23 protein-coding genes are annotated in these 24961 nt (G+C 65.1%); 10 read left to right on the top strand and 13 right to left on the bottom strand.

Translation table 11 applies throughout. The features are described from left to right. Nucleotides 1-98: 98 nt before the first annotated feature. Nucleotides 99-1451: an amidase gene (locus ACQR0U_RS16910; protein ID WP_315714923.1), complete on the bottom strand. Its 1353-nt coding sequence runs from the start codon at nucleotides 1449-1451 to the stop codon at nucleotides 99-101. 6 nt (nucleotides 1452-1457) lie between these two features. Continuing rightward, a complete protein-coding gene (locus ACQR0U_RS16905) occupies nucleotides 1458-1781 on the bottom strand; it encodes an AtuA-related protein (RefSeq protein WP_315714924.1) in 324 nt (107 codons plus the stop codon). Nucleotides 1782-1972: 191 nt separating this feature from the next. Here ACQR0U_RS16905 and ACQR0U_RS16900 point away from each other — a divergent pair, with 191 nt between their 5' ends. The 4 genes from ACQR0U_RS16900 (at nucleotide 1973) to ACQR0U_RS16885 (ending at nucleotide 5978) form a co-directional block, all read left to right on the top strand. Then, nucleotides 1973-2386 carry a Zn-ribbon domain-containing OB-fold protein gene (locus ACQR0U_RS16900; protein WP_434843541.1) on the top strand — a complete coding sequence of 138 codons (414 nt, stop codon included), beginning with the start codon at nucleotides 1973-1975 and terminating at the stop codon, nucleotides 2384-2386. Nucleotides 2387-2390: 4 nt separating this feature from the next. Next, a complete protein-coding gene (locus ACQR0U_RS16895) occupies nucleotides 2391-3530 on the top strand; it encodes a thiolase C-terminal domain-containing protein (protein WP_315749200.1) in 1140 nt (379 codons plus the stop codon). 234 nt (nucleotides 3531-3764) lie between these two features. Further along, the gene (locus ACQR0U_RS16890) at nucleotides 3765-4679 is read left to right on the top strand and encodes an SDR family oxidoreductase (protein ID WP_315714927.1); all 915 of its coding nucleotides are present in this window, start codon (nucleotides 3765-3767) and stop codon (nucleotides 4677-4679) included. A 126-nt stretch (nucleotides 4680-4805) separates the two neighbouring features. After that, complete coding sequence (locus ACQR0U_RS16885) at nucleotides 4806-5978, top strand: SMP-30/gluconolactonase/LRE family protein (protein WP_409999231.1); 1173 nt, start codon at nucleotides 4806-4808, stop codon at nucleotides 5976-5978. Nucleotides 5979-6041: 63 nt separating this feature from the next. Here ACQR0U_RS16885 and ppc read toward each other — a convergent pair whose 3' ends face one another. The 3 genes from ppc to ACQR0U_RS16870 form a co-directional block, all read right to left on the bottom strand. Further along, nucleotides 6042-8825 carry a phosphoenolpyruvate carboxylase gene (gene ppc, locus ACQR0U_RS16880; protein WP_315749197.1) on the bottom strand — a complete coding sequence of 928 codons (2784 nt, stop codon included), beginning with the start codon at nucleotides 8823-8825 and terminating at the stop codon, nucleotides 6042-6044. 138 nt (nucleotides 8826-8963) lie between these two features. Next, nucleotides 8964-10508, bottom strand: a complete 1545-nt coding sequence (locus ACQR0U_RS16875; protein ID WP_315714929.1) for an acyl-CoA synthetase — start codon at nucleotides 10506-10508, stop codon at nucleotides 8964-8966. 177 nt (nucleotides 10509-10685) lie between these two features. After that, nucleotides 10686-11495 carry a crotonase/enoyl-CoA hydratase family protein gene (locus tag ACQR0U_RS16870; protein WP_315826366.1) on the bottom strand — a complete coding sequence of 270 codons (810 nt, stop codon included), beginning with the start codon at nucleotides 11493-11495 and terminating at the stop codon, nucleotides 10686-10688. A gap of 102 nt (nucleotides 11496-11597) precedes the next feature. Here ACQR0U_RS16870 and ACQR0U_RS16865 point away from each other — a divergent pair, with 102 nt between their 5' ends. Together ACQR0U_RS16865 and ACQR0U_RS16860 are read left to right on the top strand one after the other, a co-directional pair. Further along, entirely contained in the window at nucleotides 11598-12473 is an 876-nt protein-coding gene (locus tag ACQR0U_RS16865) for an SDR family oxidoreductase (protein WP_315749193.1), read from the top strand. Nucleotides 12474-12606: 133 nt separating this feature from the next. After that, complete coding sequence (locus tag ACQR0U_RS16860; protein ID WP_315826367.1) at nucleotides 12607-14187, top strand: fatty acid--CoA ligase; 1581 nt, start codon at nucleotides 12607-12609, stop codon at nucleotides 14185-14187. 189 nt (nucleotides 14188-14376) lie between these two features. Here the strand turns inward: ACQR0U_RS16860 and ACQR0U_RS16855 are convergent, their stop codons facing one another. Beyond that, on the bottom strand, nucleotides 14377-15651 hold the full coding sequence (locus tag ACQR0U_RS16855) for an acyl-CoA dehydrogenase family protein (RefSeq protein ID WP_434843542.1): 1275 nt from the start codon (nucleotides 15649-15651) through the stop codon (nucleotides 14377-14379). A gap of 166 nt (nucleotides 15652-15817) precedes the next feature. Here ACQR0U_RS16855 and ACQR0U_RS16850 point away from each other — a divergent pair, with 166 nt between their 5' ends. Beyond that, on the top strand, nucleotides 15818-16597 hold the full coding sequence (locus ACQR0U_RS16850; RefSeq protein ID WP_316170572.1) for an enoyl-CoA hydratase-related protein: 780 nt from the start codon (nucleotides 15818-15820) through the stop codon (nucleotides 16595-16597). 238 nt (nucleotides 16598-16835) lie between these two features. Here the strand turns inward: ACQR0U_RS16850 and ACQR0U_RS16845 are convergent, their stop codons facing one another. Genes ACQR0U_RS16845 through ACQR0U_RS16835 form a run of 3 tightly spaced genes read right to left on the bottom strand, consistent with a single transcriptional unit; the run spans nucleotide 16836 to nucleotide 19002 of the window. Next, nucleotides 16836-17222 (bottom strand): DUF6285 domain-containing protein, encoded by a 387-nt coding sequence (locus tag ACQR0U_RS16845; protein WP_434843543.1) that lies wholly within the window; start codon nucleotides 17220-17222, stop codon nucleotides 16836-16838. Continuing rightward, complete coding sequence (locus tag ACQR0U_RS16840; RefSeq protein WP_434843544.1) at nucleotides 17222-18211, bottom strand: phosphotransferase family protein; 990 nt, start codon at nucleotides 18209-18211, stop codon at nucleotides 17222-17224. Before ACQR0U_RS16840 ends, ACQR0U_RS16845 begins: the two co-directional genes overlap by 1 nt. Beyond that, nucleotides 18208-19002 carry an enoyl-CoA hydratase/isomerase gene (locus ACQR0U_RS16835; RefSeq protein ID WP_434843545.1) on the bottom strand — a complete coding sequence of 265 codons (795 nt, stop codon included), beginning with the start codon at nucleotides 19000-19002 and terminating at the stop codon, nucleotides 18208-18210. Before ACQR0U_RS16835 ends, ACQR0U_RS16840 begins: the two co-directional genes overlap by 4 nt. Nucleotides 19003-19180: 178 nt before the next feature. Between ACQR0U_RS16835 and ACQR0U_RS16830 the strand changes: the two genes are divergently transcribed. Both ACQR0U_RS16830 and ACQR0U_RS16825 read left to right on the top strand, forming a co-directional pair. Next, nucleotides 19181-19960, top strand: a complete 780-nt coding sequence (locus tag ACQR0U_RS16830) for an SDR family NAD(P)-dependent oxidoreductase (RefSeq protein WP_315714938.1) — start codon at nucleotides 19181-19183, stop codon at nucleotides 19958-19960. 166 nt (nucleotides 19961-20126) lie between these two features. Beyond that, on the top strand, nucleotides 20127-20960 hold the full coding sequence (locus ACQR0U_RS16825) for an alpha/beta hydrolase (protein WP_315714939.1): 834 nt from the start codon (nucleotides 20127-20129) through the stop codon (nucleotides 20958-20960). 66 nt (nucleotides 20961-21026) lie between these two features. Here ACQR0U_RS16825 and ACQR0U_RS16820 read toward each other — a convergent pair whose 3' ends face one another. Then, a complete protein-coding gene (locus tag ACQR0U_RS16820; protein WP_316170575.1) occupies nucleotides 21027-21317 on the bottom strand; it encodes a hypothetical protein in 291 nt (96 codons plus the stop codon). Between the two features lie 178 nt (nucleotides 21318-21495). On the opposite strand from ACQR0U_RS16820, the gene ACQR0U_RS16815 reads away from it, so the two are divergent. Then, the gene (locus tag ACQR0U_RS16815; RefSeq protein ID WP_434843546.1) at nucleotides 21496-22107 is read left to right on the top strand and encodes a flavin reductase family protein; all 612 of its coding nucleotides are present in this window, start codon (nucleotides 21496-21498) and stop codon (nucleotides 22105-22107) included. A gap of 25 nt (nucleotides 22108-22132) precedes the next feature. On the opposite strand, the gene ACQR0U_RS16810 is transcribed toward ACQR0U_RS16815, so the two are convergent. The 3 genes from ACQR0U_RS16810 to yghU form a co-directional block, all read right to left on the bottom strand. Next, nucleotides 22133-22456, bottom strand: coding sequence for a cytochrome c (locus tag ACQR0U_RS16810; RefSeq protein ID WP_316170577.1), 324 nt, complete (start codon nucleotides 22454-22456; stop codon nucleotides 22133-22135). A 12-nt stretch (nucleotides 22457-22468) separates the two neighbouring features. Then, nucleotides 22469-23668: a molybdopterin-dependent oxidoreductase gene (locus ACQR0U_RS16805; protein WP_434872194.1), complete on the bottom strand. Its 1200-nt coding sequence runs from the start codon at nucleotides 23666-23668 to the stop codon at nucleotides 22469-22471. Nucleotides 23669-24015: 347 nt separating this feature from the next. Beyond that, nucleotides 24016-24936: a glutathione-dependent disulfide-bond oxidoreductase gene (yghU, locus tag ACQR0U_RS16800; protein WP_410053094.1), complete on the bottom strand. Its 921-nt coding sequence runs from the start codon at nucleotides 24934-24936 to the stop codon at nucleotides 24016-24018. Nucleotides 24937-24961: the final 25 nt, after the last annotated feature.

Below are 24961 nucleotides of genomic sequence, written 5' to 3'. Positions count from 1 at the left end.
AGCGGGGCACCACCCGATTTCCGGTAGCATCCATGTCGATGATACCGTAACGACGACAGGTTCCCATCCGGCGTCGGAACGCCGGGCTCTTTCCCTACTCAGCCCCGCACCACGCCCTCGACCCCAGCCGCGATCTCCAGCAGTTTGCGGTCCTGGCCGCCGGACTGCGCCAGCATCAGGCCGACCGGGACCTCGCCGTGGCGGTGCGCCGGCAGCGAGATGGCGCAGCCGTCGATCATGTTGATGAAGGTGCAATTGCGCAAAGCGCGGATGTTCTCGCGGGCGAAGGCCTGGTCGTCGGCGAGATCGGCGATGACAGGCGGCGCGTTGGCCGTGGTCGGCATCGCCAGCGCATCGTAGGGCGCGATGCGTGCAGCGGCGCGCTTCACCAGCGAGCGGCGCGCGTTGAGCATCTCGATGTAATCCGGCACGGTGATCGCCTCGCCGCGCATGATACGGACGGACACGCGCGGATCGTAGACGTCGCCCTTGGCTGTCAGCAGGAAGCGGTGCCAGGCGTAGCTCTCGGCGGCGGCGAAGCCGCCCTTCATGCCGATCAGGCCGACGTCGAGGAACTCGGGGAATTCGATACGCTCGATGAGCGCCCCCTGCTTCGCCAGCGTCTGCAGCGCCCGCTCAAAGGTCTCGGCGACCTCGACATCGAGCTCGTCGAGCACGACCGTGGTGGGCACCGCAAGCCGCAAACCCTTCACCGGGCGCGACGCGAGCGGGCGGACCGGCTCGTCGGCCAGCACGGAATCGAGGACGGCACAGCAGGCGACCGTGTTGGCGAGCGGCCCAAAGCTGTCGAGCGTGGTCGACAGCGGCACGCCGCCGTCGAGCGGCACGCGGGCCTGCGTCGGCTTGTAGCCCGTGATGCCGTTGAAGGCCGCGGGAATGCGGCAGGAGCCGCCGGTGTCGGTGCCGAGCGCGCCATAGGCCATGCGATCGACGATCGAGACCGCGGCGCCCGACGACGAGCCGCCGGGCACATGGCCGACGTCGCGCTTCCAGGCGCTCTTCGGCGTGCCGTAATGCGGGTTGATGCCGATGCCGGAATAAGCGAACTCGGTCATGTTGGTGCGGCCGATCACGACGAAGCCGGCCCGGCGCAGCCGCGCCACCGCCGGCGCATCGGCCTCGGCCGGCGCGGAATCCTCCAGCGCCCGCGAGCCGGCGCGGGTGACCTGGCCCTTGATGTCGAACAGGTCCTTGATCGAGACCGGAATGCCGGCGTAGGGCGACGGCGCCGCATTGGCCTTGCGCAGCGCGTCCATGCCGTCGGCCGCCGCCAGCGCGGCCTCCTTGTCGACATGGATGAAGGCGCGCTGGCCCTCACCGGCGGGATCGGCGATCCGGGCGAGACACTCCTCCACCAGCTTGCGGGACGTGGTGCGACCGGCGGCGAGATCGTCGGCCAGCGCGGCCAGGGTCGGATTCGAAACGGTCATGGCATCCTATCGCGTGTCTGCGGCATCGGCCGCGATGTCCAGATCGAGCAGCGCGGAACTCAGCGACTTGCCGTGCGCATCCAGCGCGAGCGACCGGGTGACCCCGCCGCCGAGCGCCCGGCTCATCACGAAATTCAGCGCCGCAATGTTGGGCAGCTCATAGCGGACCACCCCGCCCTGGACAATGCCGGCGAAGTGCGCCTTCACCCGCTCGGCCGTGACTTGTGCGAGCAGCAGCGGGTAATCCTTGGGGTCGTAGGCGATGACCGAGATGTTCGAGGTGTCACCCTTGTCGCCAGTTCTGGAATGGGCGATGTCACGCAGCTTCATCTCGGCTCCGATCATACTCCCAGCATCAAAGACCAATTTTCATCAGGCGGCAATTGCCGTCCAAACACCTCTGCGCCTCCCGGAGGGCCGCATGCGTGGCGTGATGGACCGTTGACGCGTCTGCGTCAAATGGCGCATCACGGATGCAAAGGAGCGGGCGACGGAGCCCGCCGCAGGGAGGATCAACCGGGATGGCCGAGCCGATGCGTGCACGCCCCAAACCGACACCCGAGACGCAGCATTTCTGGGACGGCACCCGGGCCGGCGAATTGCGGCTGCAGCGCTGCGACGCCTGTGCCCACGTCTACTTCCCGCCGCGCCCATTCTGTCCGGCCTGCGCCAGCCGCAAGGTCAGCATCTTCAAGGCCACGGGCAAAGGCACGCTCTACAGCTACGTCATCAACCATCGTCCCCCTGCGCCCGGCTTCACGCCGCCCTACGCCATTGCCGTCGTGGCGCTCGAAGAGGGCCCGCGCATGATGAGCAACATCACGGGCTGCCCGCAGACACCGGAGGCATTGGAGCTCGGCATGGCCCTCGAAGTCACATTCGAGAAAATGGACGAGCAGATCACCCTGCCCCTGTTCCGGCCGGCGAAAGGATAGCGCCATGCGTCGAAACCAGGTGGCCGTGGTCGGCGCGGCCGAGACCACCGAGCTCGGAATCATCCCGACGATGTCGCAGATCCAGCTGCATGCGGACGCGGCACTGAATGCCATCGCCGATGCCGGGCTCAAGCTGTCGGACATCGACGGCTTCGCCACCGCGGTCGAGACGCCGCAGCAGATCTGCCATTATCTCGGCATCACACCGACCTGGGTCGATGGCACCTCGGTCGGCGGCTGCTCCTTCATGCTGCATGTCCGCCACGCCGCGGCTGCGATCGAAGCCGGGCTATGCAAGACCGTGCTGATCACCCACGCCGAGAGCGGCAAATCGATGATCGGCAAGCTGCCGCGCTCGATCCCGCCGGACAGCCTGCAGGGCCAGTTCGAGGCGCCGTTCGGCGTCTACGGGCCGCCCAGCATGTTCCCGATCCCCGTGCTGCGCTACATGAAGACGTACGGCATCACCCATGAGCAGCTGGCGATGGTTGCGGTCGTACAGCGCGAATGGGCGGCAAAGAACCCGCGCGCGATGATGAAGGACCCGATCACCGTCGAGGACGTGCTGAACTCGCGCATGATCGCCTATCCGTTCCGGCTGCTGCAATGCTGCCTCGTCACCGACGGCGGCGGCGCGCTGATCCTGACCTCGGCCGATCGCGCCAAGGATTTTCCGCAGAGGCCAGTCTATGTTCTCGGCACCGGCGAAAGCGTGGAGACGCCGATGGTCAGCCAGATGGAGACGTTCAATTCATCGCGCGCCTTCAAGGTCGCGGGCCCCCTCGCCTTCAAGGAGGCCGGCATCGGCCATGCCGACGTCGACCATCTCATGATCTACGACGCGTTCGCGCATCTGCCGCTGTTCGGTCTCGGTGATCTCGGCTTCATGCCGCATGAGGAGACCGGGCCGTTCATCGCCGCCGGTCACACACGGCCCGGCGGCAAGCTGCCGCTCAACACCAATGGCGGCGGCCTGTCCTACATGCATTCGGGCATGTACGGCATGTATGCGTTGCAGGAGAGCGTGCGCCAGATGCGTGGCATCGCCCCGGCGCAGGTACCAGGAGCCAAGATCTCGGTGTGCCACGGCGTCGGCGGCATGTTCGCCGCATCGGGGACGATCATCTTCACCAACGAGAGGTAACGACGCTCGCCGTTCCGGTCGCTCTCTTTCGTTTTGTCGTCATGGCCGGGCTTGTCCCGGCCATCCACGTCGTCCGGCGCCCTCGGAACGACGTGGATGCCCGGGACAAGCCCGGGCATGACGGAGCAACATATTGGCAGGCAGCCCGGCTGATCTGAGCCGTCTCGTCAAATGCAATAGCCCTGACGCAAACGGGGCAGGATGAACAGCACATCACGCTAAGGAGAACCTCTCATGACCAAATCGCTGCAGGACAAAGTCGTCATCGTCACCGGCGCCGGCCGCGGCATCGGCCGCGAGATCGCGCTGCTGTGCGCCGCCGAAGGCGCCAAGGTCGTCGTCAACGATCCCGGCGTGGCGTCCGACGGCTCGGGCACCAGCGCAGCGCCGGCGGAGGAAGTGGTCGAGGAAATCAAGAAGCGCGGCGGCACGGCGGTGGCGAATTTCGAGAGCGTGTCCGAAGCGATCCCGGCCAGCAAGATCGTGAAGGCCGCGACCGACCACTTCGGCAAGCTCGACGGCGTGGTCAACAATGCCGGCATCCTGCGCGACATGATCTTCCACAAGATGAGCATCGAGGCGTTCGAAGCCGTCATCAAGGTCCACCTGATGGGGTCGTTCTATGTCGCTCACTCCGCCGCGCGGCTGTTCCGCGAGCAGGAGAGCGGCTCCTTCGTCCATTTCACCTCGACCTCGGGCCTGATCGGCAATTATGGCCAGGCCAATTACGCCGCGGCGAAGCTCGGCATCGTCGGCCTGTCGAAGTCGATCGCGCTCGACATGGGCCGCTTCAACGTGCGTTCCAATTGCGTCTCGCCGTTTGCCTGGAGCCGAATGATCGGCACCATCCCGGCGGAGACCGAGGCCGAGAAGGAACGCGTCGAACGCATGAAGCGGATGGGGCCCGAGAAGATCGCGCCCGTCGTCGCCTATCTGCTCAGCGATGCCTCGAAAGACGTCACCGGCCAGATCTTCGCCGTTCGCATGAACGAGATCTTCCTGATGAGCCAGTCGCGCCCATTGCGCTCGGTGCACCGCGGCGAAGGCTGGACGCCGCAGACCATTGCGGAGCATGGCATGCCGGCACTGAAGCCGTCGTTCTACAAGCTCGATCGTTCCGCCGACGTGTTCGGCTGGGACCCGATCTGAGATTTGCAGCGCGCAAAGTCCATTCGCAGCGCACACACTCTCAAGTTGTTTTTTATCGAGACGACCCGCACGTCGCCACGATTCTGTCGTATGGTCGCCTCCCAACAAAAAAATGGGAGGACACATATGACGACTCTACGACACGACGTCGCGCAGAACTCGCTGGTCGGAGCAGATGGCTTCGACAGGCGCAGGTTGCTGAAAGGAGCCGCGGCATTCGCCGCTGCCGCGGCAACCGTGACGTCAGCATCGGCTGCAACCGTCACGCCCTTCGGCCAGACCGGGGCACCGACAATCTCGACAGATCCGCTGCCTCTCGGTCCCTTGCCGGGCAGCCGCTATCCGGACTCTCACCTGGAGTCGTCGAAAAAGCCCAAGCTGTCATTCGGGCCGGCGGAGTTTCCGGCCTTCGCGGGCACGATGGCCGTAGAACGCGTCGCGACCGGAATGCGCTGGGCCGAAGGCCCGGTCTATTTTGCCGCCGGTCGCTATCTGCTGTTCAGCGACATCCCGAACAATCGCATCATGCGGTTCTCCGAGGACGATGGTCACCTCAGCGTCTATCGGCAGCCGTCGATGAATTCCAACGGCAACACCATCGATCGAGAAGGACGGCTGATCACGTGTGAACATAGCGGTCGGCGGGTCACTCGCACCGAGCTCGATGGCTCGATCACGATCATCGCCGACAGCTATAATGGAAAGCGATTGAATTCGCCGAACGATGCAGTGGTCGCGGCCGACGGCGCAATATGGTTCACCGATCCGGTCTACGGCATCGGTGGCTTCTATGAGGGCCTCAAGGCGGCGCCCGAGCAGGACAAGCACAATGTCTATCGGGTCGATCCGAAATCGGGAGAGGTCAAGGTCGTTGCCGACGACTTCGTCGAGCCCAATGGGCTCGCCTTCTCACCCGACGAAACGAAGCTTTACGTCATCGACACTGGCTTCACCGACGGGCCCGACAATCCCGCGCATATCCGCGTGTTCGACGTCGATCACGCCGCCGGCAAGCTGGCGAACAGCAAGGTCTTCGCCGAAATGCCTAAGCCCAGCATCTCCGACGGCGTCCGATGTGATCGCGACGGGCGGGTCTGGTGCTCGGTCGGCTGGGGCGATCCGAACGAGGACGGCGTACGCTGCTATGCCCCGGACGGAACCTTGCTGGGCAAGATTCACATTCCGGAAACCGTCGCCAATCTGTGCTTCGGCGGCCAGCAGCGTAATCGGCTCTACATCTGCGGCTCGACGTCGCTCTATGCGGTCTATACGAGTGCGCAGGGTGCGCTGAAGCCCTGAAGATAGCGAATGGCGAATAGGGAGTAGCGAATAGACCCTCTATTCGCTACTCCCCACTCGCCCTCATCCGGTATTTCTCAACCCCGCCGAGATGCCGTTGATCGTCAGTTGAATCCCGCGCAGCACCTGCTCGTCCGGGTTCTGCGCGCGATGCTCCTTGAGCAGCTCGACCTGCACGTGGTTGAGCGGATCGAGATAGGGAAAGCGGTTGCGCACCGAGCGCTCCAGCAGCGGGTTGCCCTGCAGCAGCCGCTCCTGCCCCGTGATGTCGAGCAAAGTCTCGATCACCAGATTCCATTCGCGCCGGATGCGGCCGAAGATCTTTTCGCGCAGGGCCTCGTCCGGGACCAGCTCGGCATAGCGCGAGGCGATGGCGATCGAGCTCTTGGCGAGCACCATGTCCATGTTCGACAGCAGCATGCGGAAGAACGGCCATTCCTGATAAAGTTCGCGCAGGAACGGCATGCCCTGCTCCGGATTTTCCGCGATCCAGGTCTCGACCGCGCTGCCGAAGCCGTACCAGCCCGGCAGCATCAGCCGGCACTGCGCCCAGGAGAACACCCAGGGGATCGCACGCAGGTCCTCGATCGCGCGGGTTTTCTTGCGCGAGGCCGGGCGGCTGCCGATGTTCAAGGTCGCGATCTCGTTGATGACGGTCGAGGCCCAGAAATAGTCGACGAAGCCGTCGGTCTCGTAGACCAGGCCGCGATAGGCCTTGAACGCGAGCTCCGAGAGCCGGTCCATCGCGGTGAGATATTCGCGCTTCGGCGCCGGCTGCCGCGGATGCAGCAGGCTGGCCTCGAGCGTCGCGGCGGCGAGAATTTCCAGATTGTTACGTCCGACCTCGGCGTTGGAATATTTGCTGGAGATGATCTCGCCCTGCTCGGTGATGCGGATCTGGCCGTTCACCGCGCCGCCCGGCTGGGCGATGATGGCGTCGTAGCTCGGTCCGCCGCCGCGGCCGACCGATCCACCGCGGCCGTGGAACAGCCTGAGCCGGATGCCGTGGCGCTCGAAGATGTCGACGAGGCCGATCTCCGCCTTGTAGAGCTCCCAGCCCGAGGTGACGAAACCGCCGTCCTTGTTGCTGTCGGAATAGCCGAGCATGACCTCCTGCACGGCGCCGCGGCTGTCGACCAGGCGGCGGTAATCGTGCAGCGCCAGCATGCGGTCCATGATGCCGCTGGACGCCTGCAGGTCCTCGATCGTCTCGAACAGCGGCACGATGTTGACGGCGCAGCGGCCCGAAGGGTCGATCAGGCCGACCTCCTTGAGCAGCAGTGCCACCTCGAGCATGTCCGACATGCCCTTGCACATCGAGATGATGCACTGGGGAATCACGTCGGCGCCGAACGTCGCGTGCGCCTCGGCGGCGGCGCGGAACAGCGCAAGCTCGCCGACGGTCTCGTCGCTGTACTTGACGAATTGCGACACCAGCGGCCGCGCATTGCGCAGCTCGCTGACAAGCAGGCCGACCCTGGCATCCTCGCTCAGCGCCATGTAGGACATGCCGGGCATCGCGGTGTCGATCAGCTCGGCGACGGTGCGCTCGTGCACCGCCGAATTCTGGCGGATGTCGAGCCGGGCCAGATGGAAGCCGAAGCAATCCACGGCACGCCGCAGCAGCCGCAGCCGCCCGCGGGCGATCACCTCGGCATTGTTGGCGATCAGCGAGTGATGCAGCACGTCGAGATCATCCTGCATCTGCTTGACGCTGTCGTAAGGCGCCACCGCCGCCACGGGAAGCCGGCTGATCTGGATACCGAGCTTCTTCGCCGTCGCTGCCAAGCGCGCATAGATGCCGGACACCGCCAGACGATATGGCTCGCCGCGACGATGCGGCGACGTGTCCGGCGAGCGCTCGGCCAGCGCACGCAGCTCCTCGGAGACATCGGCGAGATGCGCGGCGATGGACAGCTCGCTGCCGAGCAGATGCAGTTCCTCGAGATAGTAGTGCAGCGCCAGGCTGGATTGCAGCTTGAGCGTCCCGCGCATCACCTCGGCGGTGACGAACGGATTGCCGTCGCGGTCGCCGCCGATCCAGCTCCCCATTCGCAGGAACGAGGCGAGATCGCCTGCCACCTCCGCTCCGTCATTGAGCCGATCCTCGAGCGAGCACAGCAGACGCGGCACCTCACGCAGAAACGTGTAGTCGTAGAACGACAGGCCGTTGGTGACCTCGTCGAGCACCGTCAGCTTGGTCCGGCGCAGCAGGTTGGTCTGCCACAGCGTCAGCACGGCGCGGCGCAGCGCCTCGTCATTGGCCTCGCGCTCATCCGGCGTCAACTGCATCCGCTCGCGGCGGTCGAGCAGCATCGCGATCTCCATCTCGCGATCCATCGTGCTCTTGCGCCGCACCTCGGTCGGGTGCGCGGTCAGGACCGGGCTGACCAGCGCCGTCGAGAAGAACTTGCGCAGATCGGAAGCCTCGAACCCGGCGGATTTGGCGTGAGCGAGCGTCGCCGCCAGCATGCCGGCCCCGCCATTGGAATCGCTCCTGGCACGCATGCGCCGGATGTTGTTCTGGTCCTCGGCAATGTTGGCGAGGTGCGAGAAATAGCTGAAGGCGCGGACGATGCGGACCGTCTCAGCCGTCGTCATGCCGTCGAGGATCTGCTCCAGCTCGCGCCGCGCCTGGCGGTCCTCGTCGCGGTGGAAGCGCACCGAGGTCTGGCGGATGCGCTCGACGAGGTCGAACAATTCGGCGCCTTCCTGGTCGCGGACGGTATCGCCGAGGATGCGGCCGAGCAGCCGGATATCGTCCCGGAGCCGCGCGTCCTCCTCCATGGCCTGCGCCTCGGCGGCGCGGTTGGGACGGATTTCCTCTGTCATGGCTTGCGGCGACATGGATGCGCTCTCCAGCAGCTGCCCATTTACGGGTCAGTCTGCCGTATCTATACCGCAGCGCAAGATCAAGAAAGAGGCGTCGCCTGCCCTATTCAATGTCGGTCTCGCCTCCTTTCGCCGCCAAGTGCGGGCCCATCATCATATTTTCCGCCCCGCCTGCTCCCAATGGGGATCGCGCAGCCGCCGCTTGAAGATCTTGCCGGAATCCTCGCGCGGCAGCTTCTCGTGGATCTCGATGTGCTTGGGCACCTTGTAATCGGCCAGCGACGCTCTCAGCCGGGCCCTCATCTCCCCAATGTCAAGCGTCACGCCCGGCTGCGGCTCGACCACGGCCATCAGGGCTTCTCCGAACTCGGCATCGGGGATGCCGAACACGGCGCAATCATGCACGCCGGGCACGGCATGCAGCACGGCTTCGATCTCGGCGGGATAGATGTTTACGCCGCCAGAGATCACCATGTCGCGCTTGCGGTCGCACAGGAAGACGTAGCCCTCGGCATCGATGTAGCCGACATCGCCCGAGGTGATGAAGCCGTCGCGGTCGATCTCGGCACGCTTCTCCGGCTTGTTGTGATAGGTGAAATCCGGATTGCCCGCGATGCGCGAATAGATCTCGCCGATCTCGCCCTGCGGCAGGATGCGACCGTCCTCGCCGAGAAAGCGCAGCTCCGCGCCCGGCGAGACCTTGCCGACGGTGCCGGGCTTGCGCAGCGCGTCCTCGGAGGTCGCGAAGGTCACGGCACCGGATTCGGTCGAGCCGTAGAACTCGTAGATGACCGGCCCCCACCAGTCGATCATCGCGCGCTTGACGTCGGCCGGGCACGGCGCGGCAGCGTGAATGACATGGCGCAACGACGAGACGTCGTAGCGGCGGCGAACCTCCTCCGGCAGCTTCATCAGCCGGATGAACATGGTCGGCACCATGAAGATGGTATCGATCCGCTCTGTCTGGATGACGTCGAGAAACGCCTCCGGCTCGAAGCGCGGCATCAGCACCAGCGCGCCGCCGAGCCGGCCCGCCCGCAGGCCGAAGGCGTTCGGCGCCGAATGATACAGCGGCCCCGGCAGCAGCGCGCGCGCGTTCGGCTTCAGCCCGTAGATCAACGCGCGCATGCGCTCGGCCGAGGCGGCCTGCTCCACCGTCGGCGCACTGCGGCGAACGCCCTTGGGATGACCGGTCGTGCCGGAGGTGTAGATCATGTTCTGCGGCTGCGGCACCTGCGGCCCTTCGTAAGGGCTCTGCTGTGTCAGCCAGCTTTCCAGGTCGGTCGCGAACTCCGGTGTTGCGAGCAGATCCGCGTCGATCTTGTAGTTGGACAGGATCTCCGGCGGCGTCGGCACGCTGAGCACGGTGCCTCCAGGTGGAATCAGGCCGCGAAGCTGATGCAGCAGATCGGCGTGAGCGATCAGCACGCGCGTCGCGGAGTCCTTGAGGATGTAGTCGATCTCCTCCGGCTTGAAGTGCCAGTTCACCGGCACGCCATAGGCGCCCAGCCGCATCGCGCCATAGGCCGCCTCGATGAAGGCGATGTCGTTGCGCATCAGCATGCAGACGCAATCGCCCTGGCGTACGCCGAGTTGCGCGAGGCCGCTGGCGATCCGCGCGGCGCGGTCGGCGATTTCGGCGTGGCTGCGCCGGCGCTCGCCGGAGATGATGCCGCAGAACAGGGAGGACGTTTCCATTTTCTTTGTTATCCGATCTGGCGTCGGTTTGAGTTTCCGCCATCAATCCGGGGCGATGCGCCGCGACAAAACGGCGGTGCCGTTTTGCGCGGAGCATCGAACTCAGGTGCGCAGTTGCGCACCGGAGAATCTCGAGATTCCGGGCCTGCTCCTTCGGAGCATCCCGGAATGACGGACTCAGTCCGCAAACTTCGGCGCGCGCTTCTCGATGTTGGCGCGCACCGATTCGAGCTGGTTCGGGCTGCCGATCAGCTTCTGCTGCTCGACCGATTCGGCGAGCAGCGCCGGCCCCGGATCGACCGAGAGATTGTTCAGCATCCGCTTGGCGGCGCGGATCGCATCCGGATTCTTGCCGGCGATCTCACGTGCGGTCTCCAGCGCAGCCGCGCGCGGATCGGCGCAGATGCGGGTGACGAGGCCGTAGGACTGGCCTTCCTCCGGCGAGAACACCCGGCCCGTGTAGGTCAGCTCGCGCAGGATGTCGTCGCGCATCAGGGTGGCCAGGATCGGCGTGCCCGCCATGTCGGGCACCAGACCCCACTTGATCTCCATGATCGACATCTTGGTGTCCGGCGCGACGTAGCGCATGTCGGCGCCGAGTGCGAGCTGGAAGCCGCCGCCATAGGCGACGCCATGCACTGCAGCAATCACCGGCACCGGCAACTGCCGCCAGCCCCATACCGCTTGCTGCGCGAAGTTGGCCTTGCCGTGGGTGCGAACGGTGAGGTCGCGCTTCTCGCCGCCGGGTATGCCGTTGCCGCCGGAATCCTTCATCGCCGCGAAGCGGCCCATGTCGAGGCCAGCGCAGAAGGCGCGGCCCTCGCCGGACAGCACCACCGCCCGCAGGCCCTTCTCCTTCGACAGCCGGTCGGTCGCCGCGACCAGCGCCTCGAACATCTCCATGTCCAACGCATTCATCTTGTCGGCGCGAACCAGGCGAACATCGGCGACGCCGTCCTTGATCTCGATCGCGAGGCGGTTGTCCATCGAGCGGTCTCCCTACGGATGTCTTTGTGACTTTACAGAAGGCTGTCGGAGCGATTTAGTCAATCGACCAATTAACTCACAACATGTCAGGCGGAAACTCCCATGTTCAAGGACAATCTCCTCGAAGGTCGACGCATTCTGGTGACCGGCGGCGGCACGGGCCTTGGCAAAGCAATGGCTGCACGCTTCCTGCAACTCGGCGCCGAAGTGCATATTTGCGGCCGGCGGAAAATCGTCTGCGACGAGACCGCGACCGAACTGATGGACCTCTACGGCGGCCGTGTGACCAGCCATGGCGTCGACATCCGCAATGCCATGGCGGTGGAGGACATGATCGAGGCCATCTTCCAGGAAGGCGGTCTCACAGACCTCATCAACAACGCGGCCGGCAACTTCATTTCCCGCACCGAGGAATTGAGCCCGCGCGGCTTCGATGCCGTCGCCAACATCGTGATGCACGGCACGTTCTACGTGACGCACGCCGTCGGCAAGCGCTGGATCGCCGCGAAGCAGCCGGGCAACGTCGTGTCGATCACGGTAACCTGGGTGCGCAACGGCTCGCCTTACGTGGTGCCCTCGGCGATGAGCAAGTCGGCGATCCACGCCATGACGATGTCGCTCGCGACTGAATGGGGCCGCTACGGCATCCGCCTCAACACCATCGCACCCGGCGAAATCCCGACCGAAGGCATGAGCAAGCGCATCAAGCCCGGTGACGAGGCCGGCGCGCGGACCAAGGCGATGAACCCGATGGGTCGGGTCGGCACCATGGAGGAGCTGCAGAACCTCGCGGTGTTCCTGATCTCCGGCGGCTGCAACTGGATCAACGGCGAGACCATCGCGATGGACGGCGCCCAAGCGCTGGCAATGGGCGGCAACTTCTATCAGCTGCGCGACTGGAGCGACGACGACTGGACCAAGGCCAAGGAGTCGATCAAGGCGCAGAACGAAAAGGATCGCGCGACGCGCACGAGCTGATTGGCGCAATCACCCTGTTGATCGGCGACCTGCTCCCTGTAGACTGATCGAGAGATGCTTGCTCCGGCGCAATCCGGGGCGAGGACCACGACAAGACATCGAACAAAGAACAAGACGCAATCGGAGGGGAAACATGTCCGTCACGACGGCAGCGTCGACGCTCGTCGACGTCGTGCGCAGGCAGGCGGAAGCGCTTGGCTCCGCCACCGCCTATGAGTTCGAAGGCCGCCTCACCAGCTTCGCCGCATTCGACCGCAAGACCAACCAGGTTGCCAACGCGCTGAAGGCGATCGGCATCAAGCCGCATGAGCGGATCGCCTATTTCGGCAAGAACAGCGACATCTATTTCGAGCTGCTGGTCGGCGCCATGAAGGCCAACGTCGTCATGGCGCCGGTGAACTGGCGCCTCGCCGGTCCCGAGGTCGCCTTCATCGTCGAGGACTGCAAGGCGCCTGCCCTGTTCGTCGGTCCCGAGTTCATCACGATGATCCGCAACATCCGCGACCAGATTCCGAGCGTGCGGCACATCATCACCACCGAAGGCGGCGCGCCGGAATGGCAGGACTACACGGCTTGGCGCGACGCGCAGAGCGCCGACGCTCCCGGCGAGGCGATCACGCCGAAGGACATCGCGCTGCAGCTCTACACCTCCGGTACCACCGGCAAGCCGAAAGGCGCGATGCTGTCGCACGCCAACTTCCTCAACCTCGTCAACACCGGCAATCCCGAGGAGAAGCCGGACTGGAATAAATGGACGACCGACGACGTCTCGCTGATCGCGATGCCGATCTTCCACATCGGCGGCTCCGGCTGGGGCCTGATGAGCCTCTACCACGGCGCCCGCGGCGTGATCGCGCGCGAGTTCGATCCCACGAAGATCCTCGACTTCTTCGAACAGTCCGGCATCACCAAGCTGTTCATGGTGCCCGCCGCGATGCAGTTCGTGGTCCGGCAGCCGCGAGCGCGGCAGGTCGACTTCTCGCGGCTCAAATACATGCTCTACGGCGCCTCGCCGATCCCGGCGGCGCTGCTGAAGGAATGCATCGAGGTGTTCAAATGCGGCTTCGTGCAGATGTACGGCATGACCGAGACCACGGGCACCATCATCGCGCTGCCGCCCGAGGATCACGTCGAAGGGCTGGAGCGGATGCGCTCGGCCGGCAAGCCGCTGCCGGGCGTCGAAGTCGCGATCATCGATCCCTCGGGCAACCCGCTGCCGCCGCGGCAGGTCGGCGAGATCGCCACCCGCTCCGGCTCCAACATGACCGGCTACTGGAACCTGCCGGAGGCGACCGCACGCACGCTCGGTAAGGACGGCTGGCTGCGCACGGGTGATGCCGGCTACATGGACGAGGACGGCTACGTCTACATCCACGACCGCATCAAGGACATGATCATCTCCGGCGGCGAGAACATCTATCCGGCCGAGGTCGAGAGCGCGATCTGCGACCACCCCGATGTCGCCGAGGCCGCCGTGATCGGCATTCCCGACGAGAAATGGGGCGAGGCCGTCAAGGCGATCGTCGTAATGAAGCCCGGCAAGCGCGCCACCGAGACCGACATCATCAATTTCACCCGCACCCGCATCGCCGGCTTCAAGACGCCGAAGAGCGTGGACTTCCTCGACGCCCTGCCGCGCAACCCGTCCGGCAAGATCCTGCGGCGGAATCTGCGCGACCCGTACTGGGCGGGCAAGGATCGGCAGGTGAATTGATCAAGAACGAGGTGCTCGCTGAGACATTCTGGATCGCTTCGCCACGCTCGCGATGGCGTGGAGAGAGGGTACGCTCCTTCCACGCCGTCATTGCGAGGCGCCCTTGCGCCGAAGCAATCCAGGGGCCAAACAACAAGGTCTGGATTGCTGGCTGACGCTCACGATGGCCGCCTTCCAACTACAACCGCCTCACCTCTTGTTCACCCCCATATACCCGAACAGGAAGCCCGCCACCTTGCGCATTTGGATCTCCTCGCTGCCTTCGGTGATGCGGTAGCGGCGGTGGTGGCGGTAGATGTGCTCAAACGGCTTGTGGCGCGAGTAGCCCATACCGCCATGAACCTGGATGGCGCGGTCGGCCGCCTCGCAGCACAGACGGTTAGCCCAGTAGTTGCACATCGAGACCTTGTCGGAGAGTGTGTGCTCGACCTGCGCCTGGGTGAGCTGGTCCATCTCCCAGGCGGTCTTGCGGATCAGCAGCCGCAGCATCTCGGCCTGCGTCGCCAGCTCGACCAGCGGCCACTGGATCGCCTGGTTCTCGGCCAGCGCCTTCCCGAACGGTTTGCGCTCACGCGCGTAGTTCACGCTCTCATTGATGCAGAATACGGCCGCACCGAGCGAGCTCGCCGCCTGCCGGATGCGGTTCTCGTGCACGAAGCACTGCGCCAGCGACAGGCCGCGACCGACTTCGCCGAACTGCGCATCCTCCGGCACGAACACGTCGGTGAAGCTGACGCGCGGATGATCGGTCGGCATGTTGAAGGTCCAGAGATATTCCTCGACCTTGACACCCTCGGTCTTGGCCGGCACCAGGAAGCAGGTGATGCCGCGGGCATCGCCGTCCTTGCCCGAGGTGCGCGCGAACAGCGCGCAATGGGTGGCGACGTGCATGCCCGTGGTCCACATCTTCTCGCCGTTGATCAGCCAGCCCTTGACGTTGTCGCGGGTGGCTGGGACGGCCTTGGTTTCCATGTGGGTCGCGTCCGAGCCGTGATGCGGCTCGGTGAGACCGAAGGTGATGCGGTACTTGCCGGTGATCGAGCCGTCGATCATCGCCTTCTGGTCGTCGCGGCCATAGCGGTCGAGCATGGTGACGATCGGCAGATTGCCGACGATCGAGTGCTCGTTCTGCAGGTCGTTGTGCAGGCCGAGGCCCTTCGACGCGAAATGCTCGCGGATCACCGCCATCCAGAGGTTCGAGCCGTCCTTGCCGCCGTAGCGCTTCGGGATCGCAAAGCGCAGGTGCCCGGCCGCGTCGGCACGATCCTTGGCCTTGCGCAGCAGCTGCTCCCACTCATGCCGCGGCAGGCCGCCATTCTCGAAATCGGTGCGCGCCCATTCGCGACGATGATCGAAGAAGCGGATGTTGTCGTCGGCCTGCTCCAGCGGCTTGATCTCGGCGGCGATGAAGCGATCGAGCTCGTCGAGGTAGGCGACCAATTCCTTCGGCAAGGAAAAATCCATGGCGTGTCTCCCTGTGCGTTTCGTTGTTGTTCTTGGTCCTGATGGGCGCGACCTCCCGTCGCGCGCTTGTGGCGCGCAGCGCCGTTGCGTATTTGGATGACTGCGACACCTGCGCAGGCGCTAAGCTGATGCGCGACAGCCAATCAGAAAACAGGAGGAACGGCCGATGGAGCTGAAGTTTTCGAGAGTGACGCGCAAGGGGCCGATCACGATCGTCACCCTGGCGCGCCCCGAGGTCTACAACGCCCTGCACATCGAGGCGCATTACGAGCTCGAGCGCGTGTTCGACGGCTTCGCCGCCGATCCCGAGCAATGGGTGGCGATCGTCACCGGCGAGGGCGACAAGGCATTCTGCGCCGGCAACGATCTGAAATGGCAGGCGGCCGGCGGCGCGCGCGGCTGGGGCAAAAGCGGCTTCGGCGGACTGACCTCGCGCTTCGATTGCGACAAGCCGCTGATCGCGGCCGTCAACGGCGTTGCGATGGGCGGCGGCTTCGAGATCGCGCTGGCCTGCGACCTGATCATCGCCTCCGAGAACGCGACCTTCGCGTTGCCCGAGCCGCGCGTCGGCCTCGCCGCGCTCGCCGGCGGACTGCAGCGGCTGCCGCGCCAGATCGGCATGAAGCGCGCGATGGGCATGATCCTGACCGGCCGCCACGTCGGCGCCCGCGAGGGCCACGAGCTCGGCTTCGTCAACGAGGTCGTACCGCAGGGCGAGGCGCTGGCGGCCGCGGAGCGTTGGGCCGAGACCATCGCCAAGAACTCGCCGATGTCGATCCGCGCCTCCAAACAGGCGATCGAGAAGGGCCTCGCGGTGTCGCTGGAGCAGGCCATCACCGAGCAGCGCGACTACGCGGCGGTGCAGGCGATGATCCACTCGCAGGACTACATTGAGGGGCCGAAGGCGTTTTCCGAGAAGCGACCGCCGAAATGGCTGGGGCGGTAGCGCATCGCCAAGGTGATCATTCCGGGACACGCGGAGCGCGCGCCCGGAATCCGTGACCACGAACGGGAGTCTGGATTCCGGGCTCGCGACTGCGTCGCGCCCCGGGACGACGGCCGAGGTGATCGCAACGCCTGTCCAGCTCCCGCCGCCGTCATTGCGAGCGAAGCGAAGCAATCCAGAGTCCCAAAGCAGTCTGGATTGCTTCGTCGCTGGCGCTCCTCGCAATGACGGCGGAGAGCTAAGCATCGCTGGTGCCCCTCCCCGCCTCGCGCCTGTAGGACGCGTAGTTGGGCTGATCGACAGCGAGCTTGTCGAGCGTGGTCTGCCAGAGGTGGTCCTTCAGGCCCGGCGTGCCGAGATCGACGGCACCACTGGCGATCTGCTCGGAAAGCACACGATTCAGTTCGAGCAAGTCACCGTCTCGTCTCAATAGCTGTTTCAGCCGCGCGTGCTCCGCGGCATCAGCCGGAGCAGCCTGCGTCAACTGCCGCACCACCAGATCGAGCGCGTTGAGTCCCACGCGCAGCTTGAACGCCTGGTGTCCCGAAATCTGCGGCGCGATGTCGGTGCGCAGGAAATCCGCGACCGCCTTCACCAGCTCCGTCGGCGTCGGTTCGTCCTGCATCAGCCCTCTCCTCTCGGCGCCAGCAGCCGCAGCAGATCGATCTCTGTCTCCGACGCGCGGCGGCCGATCATGGCGCGCTCCATCGAGTGGTCGGGACCCAAGCGAAACCGCTGCATCATGCCGCAACACATCACGCCCCAGCGCAACGTGCCCATGACCTCCCAGAACTTCACCCTGCCGGCATCGACCTTGCGGCCAGCGGCCTCGTAGCCCGCGTACAGCTCCTCGCGCGAGCCAAAGCCGCCGACGGGCTTGTCGATCTCGCCGAAGCGCCAGGAGTTGACGCAGATCCAGCCGAGATCCTCCATGGGATCGCCGAGATGGGCGAGCTCCCAGTCGAGCACAGCGCGCACCCCGTCGGGGCCGATGATGAGATTGCCGTTGCGGAAATCGCCATGCACCAGCGTCACCTCCGCCGAGGGGCCGGGATCGTTGTGCGACAGCCAGCGCAGCGCGAGATCGAACACCGGGCGCGGCCAGTCGAAGCTTTGATATTCGCGCTCGAGCTCCGCGATCTCCCTGGTCGCGTTCATCTCGCGCAACGCGGGCAGCGTCTCGCGTCGAATCCCGTGGATGCCGGCAGCGATGCCGCCGAGCTGGCGCGCGAGGCGCGGCCGCGCCTCGGCGAATTCGGCATCGCGCAGGATCTTGCGCGCGATGGTCTCGCCCTCGACGCGGCGCATGATGAAACCGGCGCCGAGATCGTCCTCCGGCCGTAGCACGTGCAGTACCTCGGGCGACGGCACGCCGGCCGCACAAGCGAGCCGCATCAGCGCCGCCTCGTTGTCGAGCCCGGCGGCACGCCCGGGCGCGGCGCCGTAGCCCTTCGGCGAGCGGCGCAGGATGGCGCCGACATCACCACCGGGATGGACGATGTCGAAGCGCCAAGTCTCCTGGCTGGCGCCGCCGGAGAGTTTCGCGGCGCCGCGCACGCCGGTCGCCCCCGGCATGAACGAGGCGACGCAGCGCGACAGCTCGGCCTCGATCATTGGCCCTTGAACTTGGCCGGGCGCTTTTCGAGGAACGCGGTGACGCCCTCCTTGAAATCCGACGTGCCGCCCGCGATGCGCTGCGACTGGAATTCGGCGTTGAGCTGCTCCTCGAACGAGTTCTCCGGGCTGTCCCAGTAAAGCTTGCGGATCTGCGCCAGCGCCACCGTCGGCCCGTTGGCGAGCTCGTGCGCGAGCTTCATCGTTTCCTCCTTGAGGGCCGCATCGTCATAGACGCGGTTGACGAGGCCCCATTGCAGCGCCGTCTCGGCCGGCAGCTTCTCGCCGAGCAGCGACAGCTCGATCGCGCGCGCCTTGCCGACGAGGCGCGGCAACAGCCAGGTCGAGCCGCAGTCGGGAACGAGACCGATGCGGCGGAAGGCTTGCAGGAAATACGCGGACTTCGCGCACAGGATCATGTCGCCCATCAGCGCGAAGCTCATGCCAGCACCGGCGGCCGGGCCGTTGACCGACGTCACGATCGGGCAATGTAGATTGCGCAAGCGGCGCAGGAACGGATGAAAGGCGGTCTCGAGCGCGGCGCCGGCATTGCTGCGGCCGGGCTTGGCCTGCGCATTGCGGCCCTGCAGATTGGCACCGGTGCAGAACGCTCGCCCCGCGCCGGTTACGACCAGGCAGCGCACCTCGGCCTTCTTCTCCTCGATCTCGTCGAGCGCCTCGGCGAGCCCGCCAAGCATGTCGATCGAGACCGCGTTCATGACCTCCTGATGATCGAGCGTGAGGACGGCGACGGGCCCGTCGAAATCGAGCGTGACGTGCTTGAACTGCATGTTTTCCTCTCAAGAGCTTTTCGGTCAGTGCATTCTTCGCCGCGGAAATTTGAAGCGCGGCATGGTTCTGTCAGCATATTTGATTTTTGCGCTTCGCTTGTCCATGGTTGGATCATCCCAATAACCGAAGCGGCGCGCAGCGCGCTCACATCATCACGGAAACGCCCAAGAGAACCCCATGAGCATGTTCGACCTCACCGGCCGTGTGGCCGTCGTCACCGGCGGCAATGGAGGCATAGGCCTCGGAATCGCCCAGGCACTTGCGTCCAGTGGCTGCAACGTCTCGATCTGGGGCCGCAACGCCGAGAAGAACAAGGCGGCTGCGGCGTCGATGGCCGCGGGGCCCGGCAGGGTCGATACCCATGTCTGCGACGTGACGAGCCCTGCTTCCGTCAACGCGGCGATGAAGGCGACACTGGACACCTTCGGTCGCGTCGACGGCTGCTTTGCCAACGCCGGCATCGGCGGCGGCGGCCGCAAGCCCTTCATCGAGCGCAGCGAGGAGGAATGGCGCACAATGTTCGCGACCAATCTCGACGGCGTCTTCCATGCCTTCCAGGCCGCCGCCAAGCACATGACCGCGCGCGCCGAAGCCGGCGATCCGTTCGGCCGCCTGGTCGCGACCTCCAGCCTCGCCTCGCTGTTCGGCACCGCGCGGAACGAGCACTATGCGGCAACCAAGGCGGCAATCAATGCGCTGTGCCGCGCGCTCGCGGTCGAACTCGCACGCCACGGCGTCACCGCGAATGCGATCCTGCCTGGCTGGATCAAGAGCGACATGACCGCAGGCATCATGGGAAACGAGAAGTTCGTCGCCAACGTCATGCCGCGTATCCCGGTGCGCCGCTTCGGCGAGCCGTCGGATTTCGGCGGCATCGCCGTCTACCTCATGAGCAAGGCGTCGTCCTATCACACCGCAGACTGCCTCGTGATCGACGGCGGCTATACCGCATTCTGACTCCTCGCAGTGGGAGGTGAGCCGGTGCGCCGGTTCACCAACCGCGGATTGTTCCCGTGCTGCACTGCAAGATTTCGGAAATTTAATCCACCCCTGGCTGCCACACCCCCGTGACCCGGGCGTTGTCTTCCATCACATAACGGAGAGACGTCCAAGGAAGGATACCATGAAGCGCGGTGTGACGGTTTTGGCCTGTGTGTCTGCCCTGGCTGTGGCCGGTTACTTTGCAATGGCCAAATGGGGCATTCAGCACGAAAGCCGCGAGTTCTTCGATGCCGCGCGGCAGCGGTCGATCAATGTCGATGTCGCCGTGCGCAAGGACTACGAGATGAAGGCCAATGCCGGGCTGTGGCGGCTGCCGGTCGCCATCATCAGCAACGGCAACACAGTGAAGAACACCGAGTACTCCTTCCTCGCGAACGTGTTCGCCGCGCGCGGCTACCTTGTCGCCAGCGTCCAGCAGGACCTTCCGACTGATCCGCCGCTCGTCACCAAGGTCGGGATGCCTTATGTCGGCCGGCTCGACGTCTACCGGAAAGGCGAGGCCAACATCCTCTGCGTGCTGAACGAGATGAAGAAGCGTCATCCGAATGCCGACTACGATCACCTGACCCTGGTCGGCCACTCCAATGGCGGCGATACCGCGATGTATTTCGCCAAGGAGCATCCGAACATCGTCTCGCAGGTGGTGACGCTCGACAATCTGCGCGTTCCTTTCGTCATCAGGGACAAGCTCAAGATCCTGTCGTTCCGCTCGGATGATCCGCAGTTCAAGACCGACCCCGGCGTTCTGCCAACGCATGTCGACAAGAAGAGCGGCATCGACATCATCAAGACCGAGTTCCAGCACACCTGGATGAGCGACCGCGGCCCCTACACGGCGCGGGAACGGATCCAGGCGACGCTCGACAAATATCTCGGCGGCGATGCGACAAGCGAACTGGCCCCGGCAGACACCGACAATCTGATCGTGACCAACGGCGCAGCGGCCCTGCCCTGATCTGACGACACCTCAGCGCTGGCGTGCGATGGCAGCTGCGCGATTGCGCAGCTGCCATCGCAGGCGTCAGTCCTGCGGTTTCTTGGCCGGTGGGCCGTTCTTATTCCCCGGCATGCCCTTGATGTTCGACGGGTCCTGAGCGCTGACGTCCGGATTATGGCGGTTGATCGTGGACGAGCCGACGGTGCCGCCTTTCCTCTCAGTGCCCGGTCCGTTCTTGTTGCCAGGCGCGCCCTGGATGCCTGCTCCGGAATTCTGCGCACTCGGCGGCGGCGTGGTCTGTGGGCTGCCCTGCGCCAGCGCTGACGTGGCCGAGACGACGAATGCGCAAGCAACCAGACTGATCATTTGTTTCATGGGCGACCTCCATTTGTAGTTGCCGTGCTGTCCGAACGTGGCGCTGGCGGAGCCGTTCCCGGAAACATGGGAATTTCCCGCGACGACGCCGAGGGGCGCACTCCTGCCCGCTTTATTGGCTTCCGGATCGCGTCACGGCCCACTACGGTCGGGGAACCGACGCATCAGAGGCCTCTACATGGAATACCTCGCCACCGATCTCAGCCCGCGCGAGCGCTACAAGATCCTGACCTCCTTCGTGCTGCCACGGCCGATCGCCTGGGTTACGACGAGAGGCGAGACCGGGGTGGTCAACGCCGCACCGTTCTCTTTCTTCAACGTGCTCGGCGAGGACCCGCCGCTGTGCGTGTTCGCGATCAACCTGCGGCCGGACGGCCGGATCAAGGACACGCTGGTCAACATCCGCCGCTCAGGCGAGTTCGTGGTCCACATCACCGACGAGCCCCTGGCGCAGGCGATGCACGAGACCGGCGGCGACTTTCCGCCCGAGATCGGCGAGCCGGATCACCTTGGGCTCAAGCTCAAACCGTCCCGGATGATCGGCGTTCCGCGGTTGGCGGAGGCACCGTTCGCGATGGAGTGCAAGACCTGGCAGCTCATCGACGTCAATGGCGATCGCGTGCTGGTGCTCGGCGAAGGCCTCGCCTTCCACATCCGTGACGAATTGTGGGACACCGAGAAGATGCGGGTCGAGATGGAGTTATTCCATCCTGTCGGGCGCATGTTCGCCGACCGCTATTGCCGCACCGACGACCGGATGGATTTCCCGCCGGCGAAGGGCGCTGGCTGAACGCCCTGGCCGCCGGGCCCGGGCGTCAGTAGGTTGCGGCGAGATAGTCGACGATCTTGCCGACATCGGCCGCGTCGATCGGGGCGCCATAAACCTTGATCATCTTGGTGACTTCGGCCTGCCAGAACTCCTTCTTGTTCTGCATCGGCGGTTGCGTCTTGATATAGTCGGAGGAGTGACAGGCCGTGCAGTTGCCCTGCACTACGGCGAGATCGGGCCCGGGCTTGAAGGCGGCAGTCTCCTGCGGAACCTGGTAGTTGACCGGCGCCGCGGTCAGGGCGATGGGGCTGCCCGCAAGGCAGCCAAGTCCGGTGGCTAGCGTGGCGACGAGGAAAAACGTCCGCTGCATGGGTGCTGCTCCTCAGGCCGCCGTGACGCGGACGGTTTCGATGACGTTGCGCAGATAGCCGGCCGGATTCCAGCGCGGCGTCTCCGGCTGCGTCTCGCCGGAATTGCTGGTGGCACGCACCTTGAGATCGTGGGATCCCGCGGCAAGCTTCACCGCCAGCTTCCACTCGCGGAAGGAATATTTCCCGAGATCCCTGCCGAGCTTGGCGTCGGTCCAGGTCTTGCCGCCGTCGGTCGAGACCGCGACCTGCTTGATTCCCGCCCCGCCGTCGAATGCGATGCCGCGCAGCACCGCCCTGCCCGCCTTCAGCTTCGCGCCATCGCTCACGCTGGTGATGAAGGAACGGACCGTAAAGCGATTGATCGGAATCGTCGCCTTCGGCGCGGTCCCGGGCTCGATCGCATTGTTCGGCGTGTCCGGAATCCGATAGGCCGATTTCATCCAGAAGCCGTCGAACACGTTGTCGATGACGGTGATCTCGTTGAGGTGCTTGACCCAGTAGGTGCCGTAATAGCCGGGCACGATCAGGCGCAGCGGAAAGCCGTTGAGGAACGGCAGATCCTCGCCGTTCATGCCGTAGGCCAGCATCACCTCGCCATTCATGGCGTGATCGAGGTCGAGCGCCTTGACGAAGTCCGGCGTCTTGTCGATCACCGGGCCGTCCATGCCGCCGAAGGTGACCTGTCTGGCGCCGGCCTGGACACCCGCCATGTCGAGCACGGTCTTGAGCGGCACGCCCCGCCAGCGCGCATTGCCCATGGCGCCGTTGCCAAGCTGGCCACCTGCGACGCGCGGCTCGAAGAAGCCGCGGCTGTTGCCGGAGCATTGGTTGACGGCGACGATCTCGGTCGCCTTCATCTTCCGGATGTCCTTGAGCGACAGCTTGAGCGGCTTGTCGACCTTCCCCTTGATCGCGAGCGTGAACCTGTCCGGATCGAGATCGTAAGGCAGGCCCGCCAGATGATAGCGGACGAAGAAGGCATTGTTCGGTGTGATCACGCCGTCATTGAACACCCCGAATGGCGTTTCGAGTTGCGGCGGCCGGCTGGTCAGGCCGATCATCGGCCGCTTCTGCGGATACTTCACCAGCGGGCGCTCGCCGTTGGCGAAGGGCAACGTCACGGTGTCCTCGGCCAGCGCGCGCGTCGCGCCAAACCCGCCCAGCAGCGCCGCCAGCCCTGCTCCCTTGAGCAGATCACGTCTGTCGATCATGGCTCTCCCTCCGGAGTGGTCGTTTTGAACCCGCGGTCATCACCGCCGGCTCTCATCGAAATCTGGCGGCATGCACGGCCGCTGCGAATTGATCGTTGCACATTCTCTCACTGCGAGAAAAGCCGCGAACGTCCGCAATCATAGCATCGCAGCGCGGCAACGGCCGAGACTTCGCACGTGCAACAAGAGCAATCGTGCATCGAACCGCAGGGGCGGGCAATCGGGGCCGTCAGGCGGCGCGTGCCCACCGACGGCGCCGGCGAGGGATGACGTTGGGCACGGCGCGCTCCACGGTTGTTGCACGCCGCGATGAGCTCGCCGCTCCTTTGTGCACCCTACAGGCGCAACTACGTGCCCTGCCCGATCTTGTCCTGCGTCTTGGTATCGAAATCGCTGGCGTCGTGGCGCTCGTGGAGCTGGCTCTTGGGATCGCCGGAGACGCGGTTGACCATGCGGCCGCGCTTCACAGCGGTGCGCTGCGCGATCTGGTCGGTCCAGCGCTGGACATTCCTGTAGTCCTGCACCGAGAGGAACTCGCCGCCTTCGTAGAGCAGGCCCTTGGCGAGCGCGCCGTACCACGGCCACACCGCGATGTCGGCGATGGTGTAGTCGGGGCCGGCGAGATACTCGCTTTCGGCCAGGCGGCGGTCGAGCACGTCGAGCTGGCGCTTCACCTCCATCGCGAAGCGGTCGATGGCATACTCGATCTTGGTCGGCGCATAGGCATAGAAATGGCCGAAGCCGCCGCCGAGATAGGGCGCAGCCCCCATCTGCCAGAACAGCCAGGACAGGCATTCGGCGCGCTTGGCCGGCTCGGTCGGCAGGAAGGCGCCGAACTTCTCGGCCAGATGAACCAGGATCGCGCCGGACTCGAACACGCGGATCGGCTCCGGCCCGCTGCGATCCAGCAGCGCCGGGATCTTGGAATTGGGATTGATGGCGACGAAGCCCGAACCGAACTGATCGCCCTCGCCGATCCGGATCAGCCAGGCGTCATATTCGGCGCCGCTGTGGCCGAGCGCCAGCAGCTCCTCGAGCATCACTGTGACCTTTACGCCGTTCGGCGTTCCCAGAGAATAAAGCTGCAAGGGATGACGACCGACAGGCAATTCCTTCTCGTGCGTCGGACCTGCGATCGGCCGGTTGATGTTGGCGAAGCGGCCGCCGCTGGCCTTGTTCCAGGTCCAGACCTTGGGCGGCACATAGCTGTTCTGTTCAGACACGGCAGACTCCGGCGTGAGCGTCAGGAGCGAGCGTTTTAGGCGCATATGCCGTCGAGCGGAAGCCACGCTG

Source organism: Bradyrhizobium sp. HKCCYLRH3097, from assembly GCF_051167875.1.
GTDB lineage: Bacteria > Pseudomonadota > Alphaproteobacteria > Rhizobiales > Xanthobacteraceae > Bradyrhizobium.
The sequence above is the reverse complement of the archived record's forward strand: the minus strand, read 5'-3'. Positions and strand labels throughout refer to the sequence as shown.